This is a genomic window from Xenorhabdus thailandensis, from assembly GCF_037996785.1.
In the GTDB taxonomy this organism is placed as follows: domain Bacteria; phylum Pseudomonadota; class Gammaproteobacteria; order Enterobacterales; family Enterobacteriaceae; genus Xenorhabdus; species Xenorhabdus griffiniae.
Genome location: NZ_JBBMXF010000012.1, coordinates 109,918 through 129,778 on the forward strand (window position 1 = coordinate 109,918; position 19,861 = coordinate 129,778).

Annotated in this window: 13 protein-coding genes and 2 pseudogenes; 12 read left to right on the top strand and 3 right to left on the bottom strand. The window is 43.7% G+C overall.

The features are described 5' to 3' along the window. Positions 1-148: 148 nt before the first annotated feature. The 3 genes from mutH to leuA form a co-directional block, all read right to left on the bottom strand. Positions 149-829 (bottom strand): DNA mismatch repair endonuclease MutH, encoded by a 681-nt coding sequence (gene mutH / locus AAC853_RS10765; protein ID WP_340614565.1) that lies wholly within the window; start codon positions 827-829, stop codon positions 149-151. A gap of 767 nt (positions 830-1,596) precedes the next feature. Next, on the bottom strand, positions 1,597-2,736 hold the full coding sequence (gene leuB, locus AAC853_RS10770) for a 3-isopropylmalate dehydrogenase (RefSeq protein ID WP_340614566.1): 1,140 nt from the start codon (positions 2,734-2,736) through the stop codon (positions 1,597-1,599). Between the two features lie 2 nt (positions 2,737-2,738). Continuing rightward, the gene (gene leuA, locus AAC853_RS10775) at positions 2,739-4,343 is read right to left on the bottom strand and encodes a 2-isopropylmalate synthase (RefSeq protein ID WP_340614567.1); all 1,605 of its coding nucleotides are present in this window, start codon (positions 4,341-4,343) and stop codon (positions 2,739-2,741) included. A 945-nt stretch (positions 4,344-5,288) separates the two neighbouring features. Between leuA and leuO the strand changes: the two genes are divergently transcribed. The 12 genes and pseudogenes from leuO (at position 5,289) to mraY (ending at position 19,856) form a co-directional block, all read left to right on the top strand. Further along, a complete protein-coding gene (gene leuO / locus AAC853_RS10780) occupies positions 5,289-6,236 on the top strand; it encodes a transcriptional regulator LeuO (RefSeq protein ID WP_338884692.1) in 948 nt (315 codons plus the stop codon). Between the two features lie 196 nt (positions 6,237-6,432). Continuing rightward, positions 6,433-8,231, top strand: a pseudogene (locus tag AAC853_RS10785) (AMP-dependent synthetase/ligase). Between the two features lie 198 nt (positions 8,232-8,429). Then, complete coding sequence (gene ilvI / locus AAC853_RS10790) at positions 8,430-10,157, top strand: acetolactate synthase 3 large subunit (RefSeq protein ID WP_338884695.1); 1,728 nt, start codon at positions 8,430-8,432, stop codon at positions 10,155-10,157. Positions 10,158-10,159: 2 nt separating this feature from the next. Continuing rightward, a complete protein-coding gene (gene ilvN, locus AAC853_RS10795) occupies positions 10,160-10,651 on the top strand; it encodes an acetolactate synthase small subunit (protein ID WP_189758534.1) in 492 nt (163 codons plus the stop codon). A gap of 88 nt (positions 10,652-10,739) precedes the next feature. Next, the gene (gene cra, locus AAC853_RS10800; protein WP_338884697.1) at positions 10,740-11,747 is read left to right on the top strand and encodes a catabolite repressor/activator; all 1,008 of its coding nucleotides are present in this window, start codon (positions 10,740-10,742) and stop codon (positions 11,745-11,747) included. Between the two features lie 647 nt (positions 11,748-12,394). Then, a complete protein-coding gene (gene mraZ / locus AAC853_RS10805) occupies positions 12,395-12,853 on the top strand; it encodes a division/cell wall cluster transcriptional repressor MraZ (protein WP_189758532.1) in 459 nt (152 codons plus the stop codon). Between the two features lie 2 nt (positions 12,854-12,855). After that, entirely contained in the window at positions 12,856-13,800 is a 945-nt protein-coding gene (rsmH, locus tag AAC853_RS10810; RefSeq protein ID WP_273570411.1) for a 16S rRNA (cytosine(1402)-N(4))-methyltransferase RsmH, read from the top strand. Then, positions 13,797-14,117, top strand: a complete 321-nt coding sequence (gene ftsL / locus AAC853_RS10815) for a cell division protein FtsL (protein ID WP_340614840.1) — start codon at positions 13,797-13,799, stop codon at positions 14,115-14,117. The genes rsmH and ftsL overlap by 4 nt, the downstream gene beginning before the upstream one ends. A gap of 27 nt (positions 14,118-14,144) precedes the next feature. After that, positions 14,145-15,927 (top strand): annotated as a pseudogene (locus tag AAC853_RS10820) (peptidoglycan glycosyltransferase FtsI). Next, on the top strand, positions 15,914-17,401 hold the full coding sequence (gene murE / locus AAC853_RS10825; RefSeq protein ID WP_340614569.1) for a UDP-N-acetylmuramoyl-L-alanyl-D-glutamate--2,6-diaminopimelate ligase: 1,488 nt from the start codon (positions 15,914-15,916) through the stop codon (positions 17,399-17,401). Before AAC853_RS10820 ends, murE begins: the two are co-directional and overlap by 14 nt. Continuing rightward, entirely contained in the window at positions 17,398-18,780 is a 1,383-nt protein-coding gene (gene murF, locus AAC853_RS10830) for a UDP-N-acetylmuramoyl-tripeptide--D-alanyl-D-alanine ligase (protein WP_340614570.1), read from the top strand. Before murE ends, murF begins: the two co-directional genes overlap by 4 nt. Next, positions 18,774-19,856: a phospho-N-acetylmuramoyl-pentapeptide-transferase gene (gene mraY, locus AAC853_RS10835; protein ID WP_189758527.1), complete on the top strand. Its 1,083-nt coding sequence runs from the start codon at positions 18,774-18,776 to the stop codon at positions 19,854-19,856. The genes murF and mraY overlap by 7 nt, the downstream gene beginning before the upstream one ends. Positions 19,857-19,861 lie beyond the last annotated feature (5 nt).

Here is a 19,861-nt window from a genome sequence, read left to right on the forward strand (position 1 = left end):
CTTTTTGAAAAACATAAGTTTTCTTTTTAAAGTTTGAAAGATAAAAAACATATTTAATGATACTAGAAGTGGGGGAATGAGAGATGAAAAAATTCCTTTAGTGAAAATATTCCCTGAGCCTCAATGAGGTATGAATGTCGATAGAGGGTTACCAGAAGAAATGGCGAGCCAATAACGGTGCTGTAAAGTTTTTTTTCAAATAAAAACCTCTGGGCAACGTCATAATTGGCTGGCCATGTTCTCCTATCGCTTCGGTCAATGCGCGGCTATTGGCGGCTTTGGGGCGCAATTGCAGTACTTCACCATGACGAGCAGTAATGCTTTCGACTTTTCCTAATACAATAAGATCCATCAGTTCTTCCCAATCGCGTCGCAGCAACTCTTCTTCAATCACATTCGGGCTCCAAAGCAACGGAGAGCCTACACGGCGTTCAGAGAGTGGAATATTTCTTTCCCCCTCAACGGGGATCCACAGGACGCGGGATAATTTACGCCTGACGTGGCAGTTTTCCCAGATAATGCCGCTATTACCTGTTAAAGGGGCAACACAGACAAAGGTTGTTTCTAATGGATAACCTTTGCTATCCACAGGGATAGTTTTCAACTCGACACCGATATGTTCAAAATCCTGTTCAGGTTTACTGCCCGCATTTGCGCCTAAATAGTATTCAAGCAACATACCGATCCAACCTTTATCACGTTTTAAATTGGGGGGAATGGAGAGCTTGGCCAACGCAGCCAGTTCACCCATAGATAAGCCAGCCAGAGAATGGGCTCGATTGAAGAGTTGTTGTTCGTTTTCAGGTGGTGTTGGGGGCGTAAAGTACATGTTATAGAATATATTTTTTTCTGGTTAAAAAATGTTCATGTGAATTTTGGGAAATCATTATTAATTTATCGTTAACAAGATCATTTTGATAATAGCATGATCTACAAGATCTTTTCATTGTTGTTTTCTGCATTAAAAATAGACTCATTATGATTGTTCACCTATTCCCAGTGATAATAAACAGGATCTTACACCATGTTATCCACAGTTTTATGGGATAAGTAATAAAAAGTGAGATCACTGGTTTGATTTACAGCGCTAATGAATGATGTTTTCTACAAAAATAGGCGATTTTTGTTTAACTAAAAGGCATATCCTGTGGATAAATTCACCGATGATTAATATTTGCTCAGTGTAAGGAAAGCCAAAAATTTTCATCAGTGATATGTAACGTTAAATGGGGTATAAAATGTATTAAGACAATGAAAAATAATGAGTATTTATTTACTCTTATAGAGAGTGTAAAAATATGTAATAAAAGTATACCCGTTTTACCCCGTTCTTTTTCACATACATATCCACAGAAAAAGTGAATAAAATGGTTCTGGCCAGACAATAAATGTTTATAACTTTAGCTTTTCCTGTGAATTAACCTTCTGGAGGGGTAATCCATACAAATTTAAAATCAAACTAGCCAAAAATATTCATTTTTACTCCTTTTATGTTGCATTTTCTTCAGATTTTTTTGAGTCATGGTATTTTTACCAGCCAGTAAGCTATCTTACTGGCCTTTTTTAATGCCTGTATTTCTCTTTGGTTAGATTTTCCTAAACTTCTTCGGTGATATAGCGTGCGATGATATCGCCCATTGTATCGGTGCTGACCGCTTTGTCATTGCCTGCGAGATCCGCGGTACGATAACCTTGTTCCAAAGTGTGGCTGATTGCCCGCTCAATAGCATCAGCGGTATCAAGGTGTCCAAGGCTGTAACGCAGCAACAGTGCTGTGGATAATATTTGGGCAATTGGATTGGCGATATTCTTACCCGCAATGTCAGGGGCTGAACCGCCAGCAGGTTCATATAAGCCAAAACCTTTTTCATTCAGGCTAGCAGAAGGTAACATTCCCATTGAACCCGTGATCATAGCGCACTCATCGGATAAAATATCGCCAAAAATATTGGAGCATAATAGAACGTCAAATTGAGCGGGATTTTTAATCAACTGCATAGTGGCGTTATCAATATACATATGCTCAATTGTCACGTCAGGATAATCTTTGGCGATTTTGCTAACAACTTCACGCCATAACACGGAACTTTGCAAAACATTCGCTTTATCAATTGAAGTGACTTTATGGCGGCGTTTGCGCGCAGATTCAAATGCAATACGCGCTATCCGTTCTATTTCGAAACGATGATAAACCTCAGTATCAAAAGCACGCTCATATTTTCCTTCACCTTCGCGTCCCTTGGGTTGTCCAAAATAAATTCCACCTGTCAGCTCACGGACACATAAAATATCAAAGCCTTTGGCGGCGATATCATGGCGAAGGGGACAGAATGCTTCTAAGCCTGCATATAAGCGCGCCGGACGTAAGTTGCTAAATAATTTAAAATATTTTCGCAATGGCAATAATGCCCCTCGTTCGGGTTGTTCGGCGGGTGGCAGATGTTCCCATTTTGGGCCACCTACGGAGCCAAATAGGATCGCGTCAGCTTTTTCACAACCAGTCATCGTTTCTTGAGGCAAAGGCGTGCCATGACGATCAATGGCAATGCCCCCCACATCATATTCGCTGGTTGTGATACGGATATTAAAACGATGACGGATGGCATCCAATACTTTGTAGGCTTGCTTCATAACTTCAGGGCCAATGCCATCACCAGGTAAAACAGCAATGTGGCAATGCTTAGTTTCTTGCTTGCCTGGAGTCGCGTCATTTGAAATAGATTGGCTGGAAGTCATGATTATGCAGTTTCCTTTTTGTTGCTCTGGTGATTGTTTTGGACATTGCTGCCTTGGTTACTGTTTTGGGAGATGCGTTGTTTCTCTTTTTCTACTTGTTCTGCCTGCCAGATATTGTTCAGAACATGGACCATCGCTTTGGCAGAGGATTCAATAATGTCAGTTTCCAAACCCATTCCGTGGAAACGGCGGCCAAAACATTCCACGATAATATCAACCTGGCCGAGCGCATCTTTACCATGACCTTTGCCGGATAATTGATAGGAAATTAATTCCAGAGGGTAACCCGTAATGCGGTTAATGGCCTGGTAGATGGCATCAACCGTACCATTGCCCGTCGAGGCTTCAGATTTGATTTCATCTCCGCAGGCCAGGCTAACGGTTGCAGTAGGTATGACATTGGAGCCTGACTGGATACTGAAATAGTCCAGACGGAAATGTTCATGTTCTTGCTGTTGTTGATTGATAAACACCAAGGCTTCCAAATCGTAATCAAACACCTGCCCTTTTTTATCTGCCAGTTTCAAGAATGCTTGATACAGTGCATCTAGATTGTAGTCACTCTCTTGATAGCCCATTTCTGTCATGCGATGTTTCACTGCGGCACGTCCGGAACGTGAAGTCAGGTTCAACTGAGTATCTTTCAGGCCGATGGATTCTGGTGTCATGATTTCGTAAGTTTCACGATTTTTCAACACACCATCCTGATGAATGCCGGATGAATGGGAAAACGCATTACTGCCAACAACAGCTTTATGAGCGGGGATCGGTGTACTGCTAATTTGGCTCACTAACTGACTGGTACGGTAAATTTCTTGATGGTTGATATTGGTATGTACTCCCAACATTTGCTGGCGCGTTTTGATCGTCATAATCACTTCTTCCAGCGAGCAGTTACCTGCACGCTCTCCTAATCCATTAATCGTGCCTTCGATTTGACGGGCACCTTCCTGGATAGCTGTAATGGAGTTAGCGACGGACATGCCTAAATCGTCGTGACAGTGGACTGAAATAATCGCTTTATCAATATTGGGTACGCGGTTAAATAATGTGCGTATAATACCGCCAAATTGGTAAGGGGTTGTGTAACCCACCGTGTCTGGAATGTTGACGGTGGTTGCACCTGCTTTGATGGCTTGCTCGACAATTTTGCACAAATTATCAATATCTGTACGGCCTGCATCTTCGCAAGAAAATTCAACATCATCGGTGTAGTTGCGTGCCCGTTTGATGGAGCGAACCGCCATTTCCACAACATCATCAAAGGTTCTTTTTAATTTATGTTCGACGTGCAGATTTGAGGTAGCGAGTACCATATGCAGGCGGAAGGCTTCAGCGACTTTCAGGGCTTCAGCGGCGACATCGATATCTTTGTCAACACAGCGGGATAAGGCACAGATACGGCTATTCTTGATTTCACGGGCGATGGTTTGAACTGATTCAAAATCTCCTGGAGAAGAAACTGGAAAACCAGCTTCAATAACATCAACTCCCAATCTTTCTAGTGCATAAGCGATTTGCAGTTTCTCTTTCACACTCAGGCTAGCTTGTAATGCCTGTTCTCCATCACGTAACGTCGTATCGAAAATAATAACTTGCTGGCTCATGTTGTGCTCCTGTTAAATAGATTAACCATTTGGTTAGGTAACTTAGTTTGGTAATTGGGTCTTATTTTTGAGCGCTGGCAGGTAAAAAAAACCCGCGCTATGCGCGGGTTTTTTTGTCTGGTAGAGGTTAACTTATCCCTGTTTTTCACCCACCAACACACCACGCGCATTAAAGGCGAAAATGAGTAGGCTTAGTAGAAGAACAGGGTGAATCATATTAGCTAACCTTTTATAAAATTGTTAATTTAGTTTTAATTGTAAACGTGTTTTATAGATACTTTATCTAAAAAATAATGTCAAGCAGTATAAATATGAATTTAGTGTGAATTACACACATTTATGGTTGTTTATTGAACATCTGTTGAGCTTAGTGACTATTTTTTACATTTTTAGCGATGTTTTTATCTATTTTTTGTATCAATATATGGAGTAAGATCCTGTTCTGATGGATAATAAATGGGATGCCTGTTATTTTATACAGTTAATTATGTTTCTAAGGAACAAGGAATAGAGGGATGTTAACCACAGAGTTTTAGGTTAAGAAGTTATAACCATATAGAATATTAATAAATTTTACTTCTATAGATTGGAATTTCATTATTGGCTAATTGTTTGTGATACAAGTCATTAGTGCAAATTGAGTTAGTGCCATTCATATATGACATATTAATATTCATACCTATAAAAATATACGGTTACGTAGACAAAAATGTATTGGTTATACATATTTTATTTTTGTACAAGAATGAATCTCAATGTGTTTTCTAATAAATTGGGATAATTGATCTTATTAATTTCCATATTTAATGAGAACACAGCTATACGCGTTAAACTTCAAGTTGCAGTTTACAACACTCTATGAAACCTGATTTCTCCCCGCGAAGCGGGGAGAAATCACAAGCATCTTGAAGTTAGATTGGTATATAAGTTTACTGGGGTGAAATAATGACAGAATACAACTCAATAAAAACAGAAAAAAAAGAATCATGCGATATTCAATTGCGAGGTGTCGATCTCAATTTGCTGACGGTTTTTGATGCTGTAATGCAAATGCAGAATATTACACGCGCAGCTCAGGTATTGGGAATGTCACAACCAGCTGTCAGTAATGCAGTTGCACGCTTGAAAACGATGTTCGGTGATGAATTATTTGTTCGTTATGGCCGAGGTATTCAGCCAACAGTAAGGGCAAAACAGCTTTTTGGACCGCTTAGACAGGCACTGCAAATTGTTCATAATGAACTGCCTGGAGTGGGATTTGAGCCTAATAAGAGTACAAGAATATTTAACCTTTCTATTTGTAGTCCCCTTGATATTCGTTTAGCTGCTCAAATTGTTGGGCAGATAAAAAAACATGCTCCGAATATCGAAGTTGTCATTAAAACAAAAATTAATGATAATATTGAGAAGCAATTAAAATATCAGGAAATAGAATTTGTTATCAGTTATAATCAATTAGAATGTCCTAGTTTCCATAATTACTCACTGTATAATGATGAATTAGTACTGGCTGTTTCTAAACATCATCCTAGAATTAGTAATCGAATTACTCAACAACAATTGCAGGAAGAAAGACATGCTATCGTTGCGTTAGATAACATAGATTCATTTAGTAAACTTTACTATGAGAATAAAGAATTATTGAATTCTGTTTCTTATCAGGGAACGGATTTAAATAGCGTTCTTAATATTGTCTCCCAGACTTATTTAGTTGCCATCGTACCAAAATGGATGGTTGAACACTATTCCGAACAGTTAAATATCCATTCAGTCTCTTTGCCCAATGGTCCGGTTTTTCGCCCTTGCTATTTGATATGGCATAGTTCAACAGATCGGGATAAAGGCCATCAGTGGATGAAATCACTACTAAGCCATCTTGGTGAACAAAAATAGCTCAATAAAACAGACCATATGAAATAGAGCCTATCCCTATATTGCATACAGGAATAGCGCTCTATCAAAAACGGGCTTCCCCCTTTTACCAGTAATAGGTAGACTGCGCGCAAATAGCTAACATCTGTAAGCTGAAAAGTAGGTAATACACTTACTAAAGACGCTGAATGAAATATTTATACAGGAATATATTGTGATAACAGATCCTCTGCACGCCTATCACTTGGTTAACCAATTACAGCAACAATTCAATGAATATCCAGAAAAAATTACTTTTCGGCAATGGTCACCATCAGAACAGTTGGAAATGAATTGGCGACAGGTTGAATGCACAACGCGATCCATGGCAAAGGCATTATTGTCATTAGGCATAGACGTGCAGGGGAAAGTGGGTATTTTTGCGCAGAATTGTATGGCATGGTCATTGGCTGACTTAGCTATTCTTCAGCTTCGGGCTGTGACAGTGCCATTGTACGCGACCAATACAGGTGATCAGGCAGCATTTATTCTTAATGATGCAGGAGTACAAGTATTATTTGTTGGCGGGCAGGAGCAATATGACATTGCCATAACATTGTTAGAACTGTGTCCTAGGCTTGCTCATCTTATTGTTATGGATGAATCTGTCAACTTGAAAGGATGCCCGCAAGCATTGTATTTATCCACTTTTATTGACAATGATTATTCGCAATATCAGGCAGAACTTCATCGCCGTATTGCGGATCAGGATTTGAATGACCTTTTCACGTTAATCTATACCTCTGGTACAACGGGAGAGCCAAAGGGAGTGATGCTGGATTACCGAAATATGGCGGCACAGCTCTATCTGCATGACCAGAGATTAACATTGACCAACCAGGATGTATCGCTCTGCTTTCTGCCGCTATCCCATATTTTTGAGCGGGCGTGGAGTTATTATGTCATGCACAAAGGTGCTTTGAACGTCTATTTAACAGATACGAATTTTGTGCGTGAAGCCATGTCTGATGTGCGTCCGACGGTAATGTGTTCTGTTCCCCGTTTTTATGAAAAAGTGCATAGCGCGATCTTAGAAAAAGTTTCCCGTGCGCCTTTTTGGCGTAGGATGATTTTTAATTGGGCCTTGAAGCGGGGAGAAGAGCATTGGATGCGTCGGCAGAAGAATAAAAAAGGTTGTCCATTCACGCGCGGTAGTTATCAATTGGCAGACAAATTGGTGTTAAATAAGCTCCGTGGTCTTTTAGGGGGACGAGTACGTTTCTTGCCTGTGGCGGGAGCACGCCTCGACGATGCCATTACCCATTTTTTTCTCTCCATCGGTCTGGATATCAAATATGGGTACGGCATGACAGAAACTTGTGCCACGGTGTCTTGCTGGGAAGAAAAAATTATCTGTTAGGCTCAATTGGTACGCCATTGCCTGATGTTGATGTTCGCATTAGTGCGGAAGGAGAGATCCAAGTGCGTGGCCCTATTGTCATGAAAGGGTACTTCAATCGCCCGGAGGAAACTGTCCATGCCTTTACCGAAGATGGCTGGTTGCGGACAGGTGATGCCGGAAAGCTGGATGATAGTGGTAACCTGTTTATTACCGAGCGCCTGAAAGATTTAATGAAAACGTCAACAGGCAAATATATTGCGCCGCAAATGATTGAAGGGGTGTTAGGGCAGGATCGTTTTATTGAACATATTGCCGTTATTGCTGATGCCCGCCAATTCGTTTCTGCGCTGATCGTTCCCAGTTATGAAGCCCTGGAAGAATACGCGAAATCCATCAATCTCCATTATCATGATCGCCTTGAGTTGCTGCGTAATCATCAGGTTATCGAGCTGTTTGAACGGCGCTTAAAGGAAATGCAAAAGAATATTGTTAAATTTCATCAAGTGAAACGATTTATTCTTCTGCCGGAAACTTTTTCAATGGAAAAAGGTGAATTAACACCGACATTGAAATTACGCCGTAAAGTTATTGCGCAGCGCTATCAGCGCGAAATTGAATCTATGTATCAGGATTAAAAATAGGCAAAAGTTCGGCTCTTCTTCAACGAATATTTTCAATATGTAAATTGTTGTTTGCTAACACGTGTATCTAACGTTATGTTAGTTAACTTAGCGTTATGGAATAAATAAGAAATGGAATAAATAAGGTAACTTTTTCGTTACCTTATGAAATTCCGACGATTAACTTGCAAACAGAGCCTGGAGGCAAACTCGATGGAGATGTTGTCAGGAGCCGAAATGGTTGTCAGATCGCTGATCGATCAGGGCGTTGAACACGTGTTCGGTTATCCGGGCGGGGCAGTTCTGGATATTTATGATGCCCTGCATACGATTGGGGGAATCGAACATATTTTAGTGCGTCATGAACAGGGTGCTGTTCATATGGCGGATGGTTATGCGCGTTGTACCGGAAACGTTGGGGTTGTTTTAGTCACCTCCGGACCAGGGGCAACCAATGCTGTGACGGGCATTGCAACGGCGTACATGGATTCAATTCCTATGGTCGTGTTATCTGGTCAGGTTGCCAGTTCCCTGATAGGTAATGATGCTTTTCAGGAGTGCGATATGGTGGGAATTTCCCGCCCCATCGTGAAACACAGTTTTCTGGTAAAAAAAGCAGAAGATATCCCGGATACCATTAAAAAAGCTTTTTACTTGGCCGCAAGCGGTCGGCCAGGGCCTGTTGTTATCGATTTTCCCAAAGATACCGTTAATCCTGCATTGAAATTCCCGTATGTGTATCCTGAAAAAATTAACATGCGTTCTTATAACCCTACTGTTCAGGGACACAAAGGGCAAATTAAACGTGCATTGAAGACGTTGGCGGCAGCAAAAAAACCGGTGATTTATGTCGGGGGGGGTGCCATAAATTCAGCCTGTACCACTGAACTGCTGAAGTTAGCTGAACATTTTCATATTCCGGTCGTCAGTACGTTGATGGGATTGGGCGCATTTCCTGCAACGCATCGCCAAAGTCTGGGAATGCTGGGAATGCACGGGACTTTTGAAGCGAATAAAGCGATGCACAACTCTGATGTCATTTTTGCCGTAGGTGTGCGTTTTGATGATAGAACAACCAATAATTTGGAAAAATATTGCCCGGAAGCAACCGTATTACACATTGATATCGATCCAACCTCAATTTCTAAAACGGTAACGGCGGATATCCCTATTGTTGGCGATGCTAAACAGGTACTTGGCCAGATGCTGGAATTATTGGATTCCATAGAAGATACCCAAGATCCTGATGCCCTGAAAGATTGGTGGCTTTCCATTGAACAGTGGCGCAGCCGCAAGTGCCTTGATTACGATCACACGACAGTAAAAATCAAGCCACAGGCTGTTATTGAAACCCTTTATCGTCTCACCAAAGGGGAAGCCTATATTGCGTCAGATGTTGGTCAGCATCAGATGTTTGCGGCTTTGCATTATCCATTTGATAAACCGAGACACTGGATCAATTCCGGTGGTTTAGGAACGATGGGATTTGGTTTGCCTGCTGCGCTTGGGGTGAAGTTGGCAAAACCTGAAGCTACAGTCGTGTGTGTGACAGGGGATGGCAGTATTCAGATGAATATTCAAGAATTGTCTACTGCCCTGCAATATGGTTTGCCTGTTCTGGTACTGAATCTGAATAACCGTTTTTTGGGTATGGTGAAACAATGGCAGGATATGATATACGCGGGGCGTCATTCTCAATCCTACATGGAATCCCTGCCTGATTTCGTCAAATTGGCCGAGTCTTATGGACATATTGGTATCCCCATCCAAACTTACGATGAGTTGGAGGCGAAACTTACCCAGGCACTGCATGAAGTGACTGAAAATCAACGCCTGGTTTTCGTGGATGTTACCGTTGATGAGACAGAGCATGTTTATCCAATGCAGATCCGAGGCGGAGCAATGGATGAAATGTGGTTAAGCAAAACAGAGAGGACCTGATCATGCGCCGGATTTTGTCTGTATTACTTGAAAACGAATCGGGAGCATTATCCCGCGTGGTTGGTTTGTTTTCCCAACGAGGTTATAACATCGAAAGTTTGACTGTTGCTCCGACTGATGATCCCACATTGTCACGCATGACGATTCAAACCAAAGGGGATGCCAAGGTATTGGAGCAAATTGAAAAGCAATTGCATAAGTTGGTGGATGTATTGCGAGTCAACGAATTAACAGCAGGGCCTCATGTTGAGCGTGAAATCATGCTGGTTAAATTACAAGCCAGCGGATATGGACGGGAAGAGATTAAGCGCAGCACAGATATTTTTCGCGGGCAGATCGTTGATGTGACTTCAACACTCTATACTGTTCAATTAGTGGGAACGAGTGAAAAACTGGATGCTTTTCTTGATTCAGTCAGAGACGTGGCAGAGATTGTTGAAGTCGCGCGCTCGGGTATAGTTGGTGTCTCGCGCGGAGATAAAATTATGCGATGAAAAATCGTAATCTGCGGGTTAAAATACAGATATTCATTGAGCCCTACTGTAAAGTAGGGCTTTTTCATAATCTTACTAAGGGGTTAATGTGAAACTGGATGAGATCGCCCGCTTAGCAGGTGTTTCACGTACTACGGCCAGTTATGTCATCAATGGTAAAGCCAAGCAGTATCGGGTCAGTGATAAGACAGTAGAAAAAGTGATGGCAGTGGTCAGGGAACATAATTATCATCCCAATGCTGTCGCTGCTGGCCTTCGGGCGGGGCGAACCCGTTCAATCGGTTTAGTCATACCTGACTTGGAAAATACCAGCTACACACGTATTGCCAATTATCTTGAACGTCAGGCACGGCAGCGTGGCTACCAGTTATTGATCGCCTGTTCTGAAGATCAACCTGATAATGAAATACGCTGTGTTGAACATCTTTTGCAACGTCAAGTCGATGCGATCATTGTTTCCACTGCTTTACCGCCTGAGCATCCTTTCTACCAGCGCTGGGCAAACCGCACATTGCCAATTATCGCACTTGACCGTGCTCTGGACAGCGAACACTTTGTCAGTGTGGTTGGCGATGATCTCGAAGATGCGAAGATGTTGGCACAGGAGTTGCGTCAATTTCCGGCTGAGTCTGTCCTTTATTTGGGGGCATTGCCTGAATTATCGGTTAGTTTTTTGCGTGAACAAGGATTCCGCGAAGCATGGGAGCATGATCCACGGGAAGTAAACTATCTTTATGCCAATAGCTATGAACGTGAAGCGGCGGCTGAAGTATTTGCGTCATGGTTGGAAGCAAACCCTGTTCCTCAGGCTTTGTATACCACTTCATTTGCGTTACTTCAGGGCGTCATGGATACACTCCTCAAACGTAGTGGTCGTTTACCAAGTCAATTAGTTATTGCCACATTTGGTGATCATGAGTTGCTTGATTTCCTTGAATGTCCGGTATTGTCGGTAGCACAACGTCATCGTGATGTCGCTGAACGTGCCCTTGAACTGGTATTAGCCAGTTTGAATGAAAAGCAACGTCCAACCCCCGGAATAACCCGAATGCGTCGCCATCTCTGCCGTCGTGGTAAGTTAAGCCGAAAAGCCTAATTGAGTACCCTCATTAAAGATGAGGGTGCTGTTTGTCTGCCGAAAATCATCAAAATATGCTTGTTGAGGTAATTTTGAGACTTTTCTTACTAAAATTCTTCTAAACAGCTTTTTATGACCGTGAAAATCGATAATGTGTTATTTAAATTCACAAGATGGATAATTTTGTAATGAAGCGTTATTATTTTTGTTTGTTATTTGTTGTTTATGTGTTTTTTCTTTAATTGGTTGATTTATTACCATTTTATCTTTTCAGATAAATGCAAGATTTCAAAATGTTATTATTTTTTATACTATTGTAACTTAAATATATAGTTATTACTGATAAGATCATGGCGGTTAACAATTGCTCAACAATGAGATATGAGTTGCATAAATTAATTTAAGTGGTAATTAATTGGCTAAATTCCATTCTAAATCATCCTCGCTACAGATTTATTAAATTATTCAAAATTATCATAGTGTTATCTATTATTAATATAGCCAAAACTAAAAAATCCTTCTTTTTCTCTTCTGGATCTTTCTGTAAATCTAGCTAAAGCGCACTGGCTCTGGCTTGACAAGGTTTTCATACCATCCGTAAACTCTTAATTGTGGTGATTTGTGGGATAATGTGGAGATTTGGGCCATCAAGGGGTAACCTGAGTATGTTTCGTGGAGCAACACTGGTTAATCTCGATAGCAAAGGGCGGCTCACTGTACCAGCCCGATATAGAGAAATGCTGAATGAAGTATCAACAGGCCAAATGGTTTGTACTATTGATCTCCATCAGCCGTGCTTGTTGCTTTATACATTACCCGAATGGGAAATCATCGAAAAAAAATTATCTCGCTTATCCAGCATGAATCCAGCCGAACGTCGTGTTCAACGTTTGTTATTGGGACACGCCAGTGAATGTCAAATGGACAGTGCAGGACGTCTTTTATTAGCCAGCACACTGCGTCAGCACGCAGGGCTAACAAAAGAGGTCATGCTGGTTGGGCAATTTAATAAATTTGAATTGTGGGATGAGCAAGTTTGGTATCAACAGGTACAGGATGATATTGCGGCTGAACAATCTACACAAGAACCTCTATCAGCAAGGCTACAGGATTTATCACTATAAACATGGCAAATAGTCATTTTCAACATACCAGTGTACTGCTGGATGAAGCTGTCAATGGACTGAATATTCAAGAAGATGGAATTTATATTGATGGCACATTTGGGCGAGGGGGACATTCTCGTCTGATTTTATCAAAATTGGGCCCTAATGGACGTTTGATGGCGATCGATCGTGACCCACAAGCTATTGAAGCGTCAAAGGCTATTACTGACAAGCGTTTTTCTATTACTCATGGGCCATTTTCTGAATTGGTAACTTATGTTGAAGACGCTGGTCTGGTTGGAAAAATTAATGGCGTATTACTGGATTTAGGGGTTTCTTCCCCACAGCTGGATGATCCTGAACGTGGTTTTTCATTCATGCGTGATGGGCCATTGGATATGCGTATGGATACCACACGTGGGCAGTCCGCCGCAGAGTGGTTGATGAAGGCTGAAGCAGATGACATCGCATGGGTGTTGAAAACATTTGGCGAAGAACGTTTTGCCAAACGCATCGCGAAGGCCATTGTAGCACGCAACCAGGAACAGCCTCTTACGCGTACCCGTGAGCTGGCAGAGTTAATTGCTCAGGCAAGCCCGGTGAAAGAAAAGCATAAGCATCCGGCAACACGCAGCTTTCAGGCTATCAGGATTTACATTAACAGTGAACTGGAAGAGATAGAACGTGCATTAGATGGCGCACTGCGCGTTCTGGCACCACAAGGGCGATTATCTGTCATCAGTTTCCATTCGTTGGAAGATCGCATAGTGAAACGCTTTATCCGACAACACAGTCAAGGGCCACAGGTTCCAGTCGGTTTGCCTCTCACGGAAGCGCAGTTAAAAACGCTGGGGGGAAGAAGTCTGAAATCCATTGGCAAAATGAAACCCTCAGAGGGTGAAGTCGCCACAAACCCAAGAGCGCGAAGCTCGGTTTTGCGGTTTGCTGAAAAGGCGGGTGAATAATGGCTGGTGAACGTCATGGGTTAGTTGGAGTGATTGGTAATGATTTAATCCGTCATGCCAAACTCCCGCTGATTTTGCTGATGGCTGTTGTCGTTTCAGCTATCAGTGTTGTGACGGTCACCCATCAAACCCGCTTATTGACTGCGGAAAAAGAGCGTCAAGTGATCCAGCTTGATGCTCAGGATATTGAGTGGCGTAACCTGCTCCTTGAAGAGAACGCATTGGGTGATCACAGTCGGGTTGAACGGATTGCGACTGAAAAATTGCAGATGCAACACGTTGATCCAGGTAAAGAGAATATTGTGATCACTCAATGAGTCCAGTTGACAACCAAAAGGTGGGCGATGAAAGCTGCACGCTCTTTAAAGTTGAAAAAGCAAGAAGATAAAGCAAGTTTTGTAAGCTGGCGCTTTGCTTTGCTGTGTGGAGGCATTGGGATAGCTTTAATCGGGCTTTTGATTCGTGTTGCCTATTTGCAGATCATCAACCCTGATCGTTTGGTAAAAGAAGGTGATTCACGTTCCCTGCGCATCCAATCTGTTCCAACCGCCCGTGGCATGATCAATGATCGCAATGGGCGCCCGCTGGCGGTGAGTGTGCCTGTTGATGCGGTTTGGGCAGATCCCAAAGAAGTGTTTGAAAAAGGCGGCATCACAAATGACACCCGTTGGCAGGCTTTGGCTGATGCCCTTTCTATCCCTCTTGAACAATTAACCAGCAAAATTAACGAATATCCCAAGGGGCGTTTTGTTTACCTGGCCCGCCAGGTGAACACTTCTATTGGCGATTATGTCGAAAAATTGAAGTTACCCGGTATCTATTTGCGTCAGGAATCCCGTCGTTATTATCCGGCAGGGCAGGTGACAGCACATATTATTGGGGTGACTAACATTGATGGCAAAGGTATTGAGGGTGTTGAAAAGAGCTTTGACAACTGGCTGACAGGTATGCCGGGAAGCCGAACTGTTCGTAAAGATCGTACAGGGCGTGTTATTGAGGATATTTCATCTACCGATAGCAGAGCAGCCCACGATTTGACACTCAGCATAGATGAACGTCTTCAGACGTTGGTGTATCGCGAATTGACGAAAGCGGTTGCACTGAACAAAGCCGAATCAGGTACAGCCGTATTGGTTGATGTTAATACCGGCGAAGTTTTGGCGATGGCAAACAGCCCATCTTATAACCCCAATAATTTGGCAGGAACGCCGAAAGATGCGATGCGTAACCGTGCCATCACCGATATTTTTGAGCCTGGCTCCACGGTGAAACCGCTGGTGGTGATGAGTGCACTGAATAGTGGCATTGTCAAAGAAAATACGGTGTTAGATACCAGACCATACCGATTAACGTATGGTTCGCGTGGTCATGAAATCAGAGACGTGGCACCACGTCCTGAGTTAACGATCACTGGGATCTTACAGAAGTCGAGTAACGTTGGTGTTTCCAAGCTGGCGTTAGCGATGCCCGCCTCAGAGGTGGTAAATGTTTACTCACGCTTTGGGATGGGAAAACCGACCAATTTGGGGTTGGTCGGAGAAAGTAGTGGCTTATTTCCAACTAATAAACAACGGTGGTCAGATCTTGATAGGGCCACCTTTTCTTTCGGCTACGGGCTAATGGTAACGCCGTTACAGTTAGCGCGTGTCTATGCAACGATAGGCAGCTTGGGCATTTATCGCCCCCTGTCAATTACCAAAGTTGATCCCCCTGTACCGGGTACGCGGGTATTTCCTGAGCACATTATGCGAACAGTAGTGCACATGATGGAGAGCGTTGCATTACCAGGTGGTGGCGGTGTACGGGCAGCAATAAAGGGTTATCGTATTGCGATTAAAACGGGTACGGCAAGAAAAGTCGGGTCGGATGGCAAGTACCTCAATGATAAGCATATTTCTTATACCGCTGGGGTTGCACCTGTGAGTAATCCACGGTTTTCATTGGTTGTGATCATCAATGATCCACAGGCAGGTAAATACTATGGTGGTGCGGTTGCAGCGCCTGTCTTCGGCGCCATCATGAGTGGTGTTTTGCGTACCATGAATGTTGAACCAGATGCATTGCCTGTAGGCGATAAAAACGAATTTGTGATTAATAAATAAAGAGGATAAAAGTGGCAGATCGTAATTTGCGCGATTTATTGGCTCCTTGGGGTGTTGATACACCGGAGCTTCCGCTGCGTGAAATGACATTGGATAGCCGTAAGGCGGCTGCCGGAGATCTGTTTGTTGCGGTTCAAGGGCATCAGACTGACGGTCGAAAATATATTCCTCAAGCCATCGCTCAAGGTGTCGCTGCGGTGATTGCAGAAGCGAAGGAAAAAGCGGACAACGGCACGATGCAGAAAATGCACGGTGTGCCTGTTATCTATCTGGACGATTTAAACAATAAATTATCCAAGCTGGCGGGTGAATTTTACCAACATCCCGGCAATCAACTGAAATTGGTTGGGGTGACTGGCACCAACGGAAAAACAACAACAACCCAATTATTGGCGCAATGGAGCCAAGGGCTTGGCGAAACCAGTGCCGTGATGGGAACAGTAGGAAATGGTTTGTTGGGTATGGTCGTACCCAGCGAAAATACGACTGGCTCTGCGGTTGATATTCAGCTTGAGTTACAGCAGCTTGCTCATCAAAATGCCACTTTTGTGGCGATGGAAGTCTCTTCGCATGGTTTGGTTCAGGGACGTGTGGCCGCATTGCCATTTCAAGCGGCTATTTTTACTAATTTAAGCCGTGATCACCTTGATTATCATGGTGATATGGAAAGTTACGAAGAAGCCAAATGGAGACTGTTTAGTAGCCATAATGTGAAGCAGAAAATCATCAATGCTGATGATGCGGTTGGGCAGAAGTGGTTGTCCCGTCTGCCAGACGCAGTTGCTGTTTCAATGGAAAATAACGTGCCAGAAAATTGGCAAGGGCGTTGGTTATCAGCCAATGAAGTGCATTATCACGATAAAGGTGCATCCATCACATTTACTTCCAGTTGGGGAAATGGAACGCTCAATAGCCCTTTGATGGGCGCATTCAATGTCAGCAACTTACTCCTGGCGTTGACCACTTTGTTGTCTCTGGATTATCCCTTGGCGGAATTGCTATCGACAGCGTCCTGTCTGAGACCTGTTTGTGGGCGTATGGAAGTTTTTTCCGCCGCCGGTCGTCCGACAATTGTGGTTGATTATGCCCACACGCCTGATGCTTTGGAAAAAGCCTTGTCTGCGGCTCGTCTGCACTGTAAGGGGCAACTTTGGTGCGTATTCGGTTGTGGGGGTGATCGCGACAAAGGTAAACGGCCATTAATGGGAGGGGTGGCAGAGCAGGATGCTGATCGTGTGATTGTCACTGATGATAACCCTCGCAGTGAAGAGCCTCAAGCAATTGTGGCTGATATTCTGCAAGGATTCATCGACCCAGGGCAGGCAATCGTGATTCATGGGCGTGTTGAGGCTGTCACCAGTGCCATTATGCAAGCAAGCGAAAAAGATGTTGTTTTGGTGGCAGGTAAAGGCCATGAAGATTACCAACTGGTTGGCAACCGTCGTCTGGACTACTCAGATCGCCTGACCGTTGCGCGTTTATTGGGGGTAATTGCATGATCTCTCTGACGCTACAGCAATTGGCACAGTTGACGAACGGCTTGTTATATCGCGTTACCGAGCAGCAAGCTGAAACTGTGCCAATTCATACTGTGGAAACTGATAGCCGTAAGATTGGGTGTGGCGGGTTGTTTATTGCCTTAAAAGGGGAAAAATTTGACGCCCACGATTTCGCCGCTGACGTCGTGAGGCAGGGTGCTGGTGCTTTATTGGTTAGCCGTCGTCTGGATATTGATTGTCCACAAGTTGTGGTTGAAGACACACGTTTGGCGATGGGAAAACTGGCGGGCTGGGTTCGTCAGCAAAGTAAAGCACGCATTGTGGCTTTAACTGGCTCGTCGGGTAAAACATCCGTAAAAGAGATGACCGCCGCGATCTTGCGTCAATGTGGAAATACCCTTTATACCGCAGGCAACTTTAACAATGACATTGGAGTGCCATTGACCTTGTTCAGACTGACTGATGAACACCAGTTTGCTGTGATTGAACTAGGGGCGAACCATATTGGTGAAATTGCTTACACCACGGAAATGACGCGTCCTGAAAGCGCATTGGTCAATAACCTTTTCTCTGCTCATTTGGCAGGATTTGGTTCTTTGGCTGGAGTGGCAAAGGCTAAAGGTGAAATCTTTGCCGGCCTTGCTCCGACCGGAACCGCCATTATCAATCTGGATAGCAATGATTGGGAAAATTGGCAGCACAGCATTAGCGAGCAGCAAACAGTATGGCGCTTTTCCGCATCATCAACAACAGGGGCGGATTTTTACGCAACAGACATTTTAGAACAACCGTTGGCAACGCATTTTTGTCTCCATAGCCCAATTGGAAGTGTTGAACTGACCTTACCATTGCCGGGCAAACACAATGTTGCTAATGCGTTAGCCGCCAGTGCGCTGGCAATTTCTGTGGGTGCATCGTTGGATAATATTCGCACCGGCTTATCGGGATTGAAAGCGGTTGCAGGACGTTTATTTCCTATCCCTCTGGCGGAGGGAAAAGTGCTATTGGACGACACTTATAACGCGAATCCAGGCTCCATGATTGCTGCGGCGAATGTGTTAGCGCAGATGTCCGGTTATCGGGTTATGGTTGTTGGTGATATGGGGGAATTGGGGACGCAGGTGATTGAATGCCATCGTGAGGTGGGCGAAGCCGTGGCATCCACAAATATAGATAAGGTACTCAGCGTTGGAGTTTTCAGTGCTCATATTAGCGACGCGAGTGGTCGGGGGCAGCATTTTGCAAACAAGGCTGAATTAGTTGCAGCGCTGCTTCCTTTATTGGAACAACACGAAATGATTTCCATATTAATTAAAGGTTCACGCAGTGCCGCGATGGAAGAGGTAGTGAACGTACTGAAGGAGAACTTCCAATGTTAGTTTGGCTAGCCGAATATTTGGTTAAGTATCACACAGGCTTTAACGTCTTCTCTTATTTGACGTTCAGAGCCATCGTCGGCTTGCTGACTGCATTGGTTATCGCGCTATGGATGGGGCCAACTTTGATCGCTTATCTGCAAAAATTGCAAATAGGCCAAGTTGTACGTGACAACGGTCCTGAGTCCCATTTTAGCAAGCGTGGGACACCGACAATGGGAGGATTGTTGATTTTATTCTCCATTACAATCTCTGTGTTGCTGTGGGCTCGTCTGGATAATCCCTATGTCTGGTGTGTCTTGCTTGTTTTAGTCGGTTATGGCGTTGTGGGTTTTGTGGATGATTATCGCAAAGTGGTGCGTAAGGATACTAAGGGGTTAATTGCTCGTTGGAAATATTTCTGGCAATCCGTTATTGCCTTGGGTGTTGCGTTTGCTATGTACAGCATCGGCAAAGATACCTCTGCAACACAATTAGTCGTGCCATTCTTCAAAGAGGTTATGCCGCAACTGGGCTTGCTTTACATTCTGCTGACTTATTTTGTGATTGTAGGAACCAGTAACGCGGTGAACCTGACTGATGGTTTAGATGGCCTCGCCATTATGCCGACAGTACTTGTTGCAGCCGGTTTTGCTTTAGTGGCATGGGCAACAGGTAACGTGAATTTTGCGAACTACCTGCATATCCCTTATTTGAGCCATGCGGGTGAACTGGTGATTGTCTGTACTGCGATTGTCGGTGCAGGGCTGGGTTTCTTGTGGTTTAACACTTATCCGGCGCAAGTGTTTATGGGCGATGTTGGTTCATTGGCTCTGGGTGGGGCATTGGGCACCATTGCCGTATTACTGCGTCAGGAGTTTTTGCTGATCATCATGGGCGGCGTTTTTGTGGTGGAGACTTTGTCTGTCATCTTGCAGGTTGGCTCATTCAAACTGCGTGGACAGCGCATTTTCCGTATGGCACCGATTCACCATCACTATGAATTGAAAGGTTGGCCAGAGCCACGCGTTATCGTGCGCTTTTGGATTATTTCCTTGATGCTGGTGTTGATTGGTCTGGCAACGTTGAAGGTACGTTAATCATG

Coding starts and splice junctions, on each gene's coding strand:
- mutH (WP_340614565.1), bottom strand. CDS start 829: ATGTACTTTACGCCCCCAACACCACCTGAAAACGAACAACAACTCTTC.
- leuB (WP_340614566.1), bottom strand. CDS start 2,736: ATGACTTCCAGCCAATCTATTTCAAATGACGCGACTCCAGGCAAGCAA.
- leuA (WP_340614567.1), bottom strand. CDS start 4,343: ATGAGCCAGCAAGTTATTATTTTCGATACGACGTTACGTGATGGAGAA.
- leuO (WP_338884692.1), top strand. CDS start 5,289: ATGACAGAATACAACTCAATAAAAACAGAAAAAAAAGAATCATGCGAT.
- ilvI (WP_338884695.1), top strand. CDS start 8,430: ATGGAGATGTTGTCAGGAGCCGAAATGGTTGTCAGATCGCTGATCGAT.
- ilvN (WP_189758534.1), top strand. CDS start 10,160: ATGCGCCGGATTTTGTCTGTATTACTTGAAAACGAATCGGGAGCATTA.
- mraZ (WP_189758532.1), top strand. CDS start 12,395: ATGTTTCGTGGAGCAACACTGGTTAATCTCGATAGCAAAGGGCGGCTC.
- rsmH (WP_273570411.1), top strand. CDS start 12,856: ATGGCAAATAGTCATTTTCAACATACCAGTGTACTGCTGGATGAAGCT.
- murF (WP_340614570.1), top strand. CDS start 17,398: ATGATCTCTCTGACGCTACAGCAATTGGCACAGTTGACGAACGGCTTG.
- mraY (WP_189758527.1), top strand. CDS start 18,774: ATGTTAGTTTGGCTAGCCGAATATTTGGTTAAGTATCACACAGGCTTT.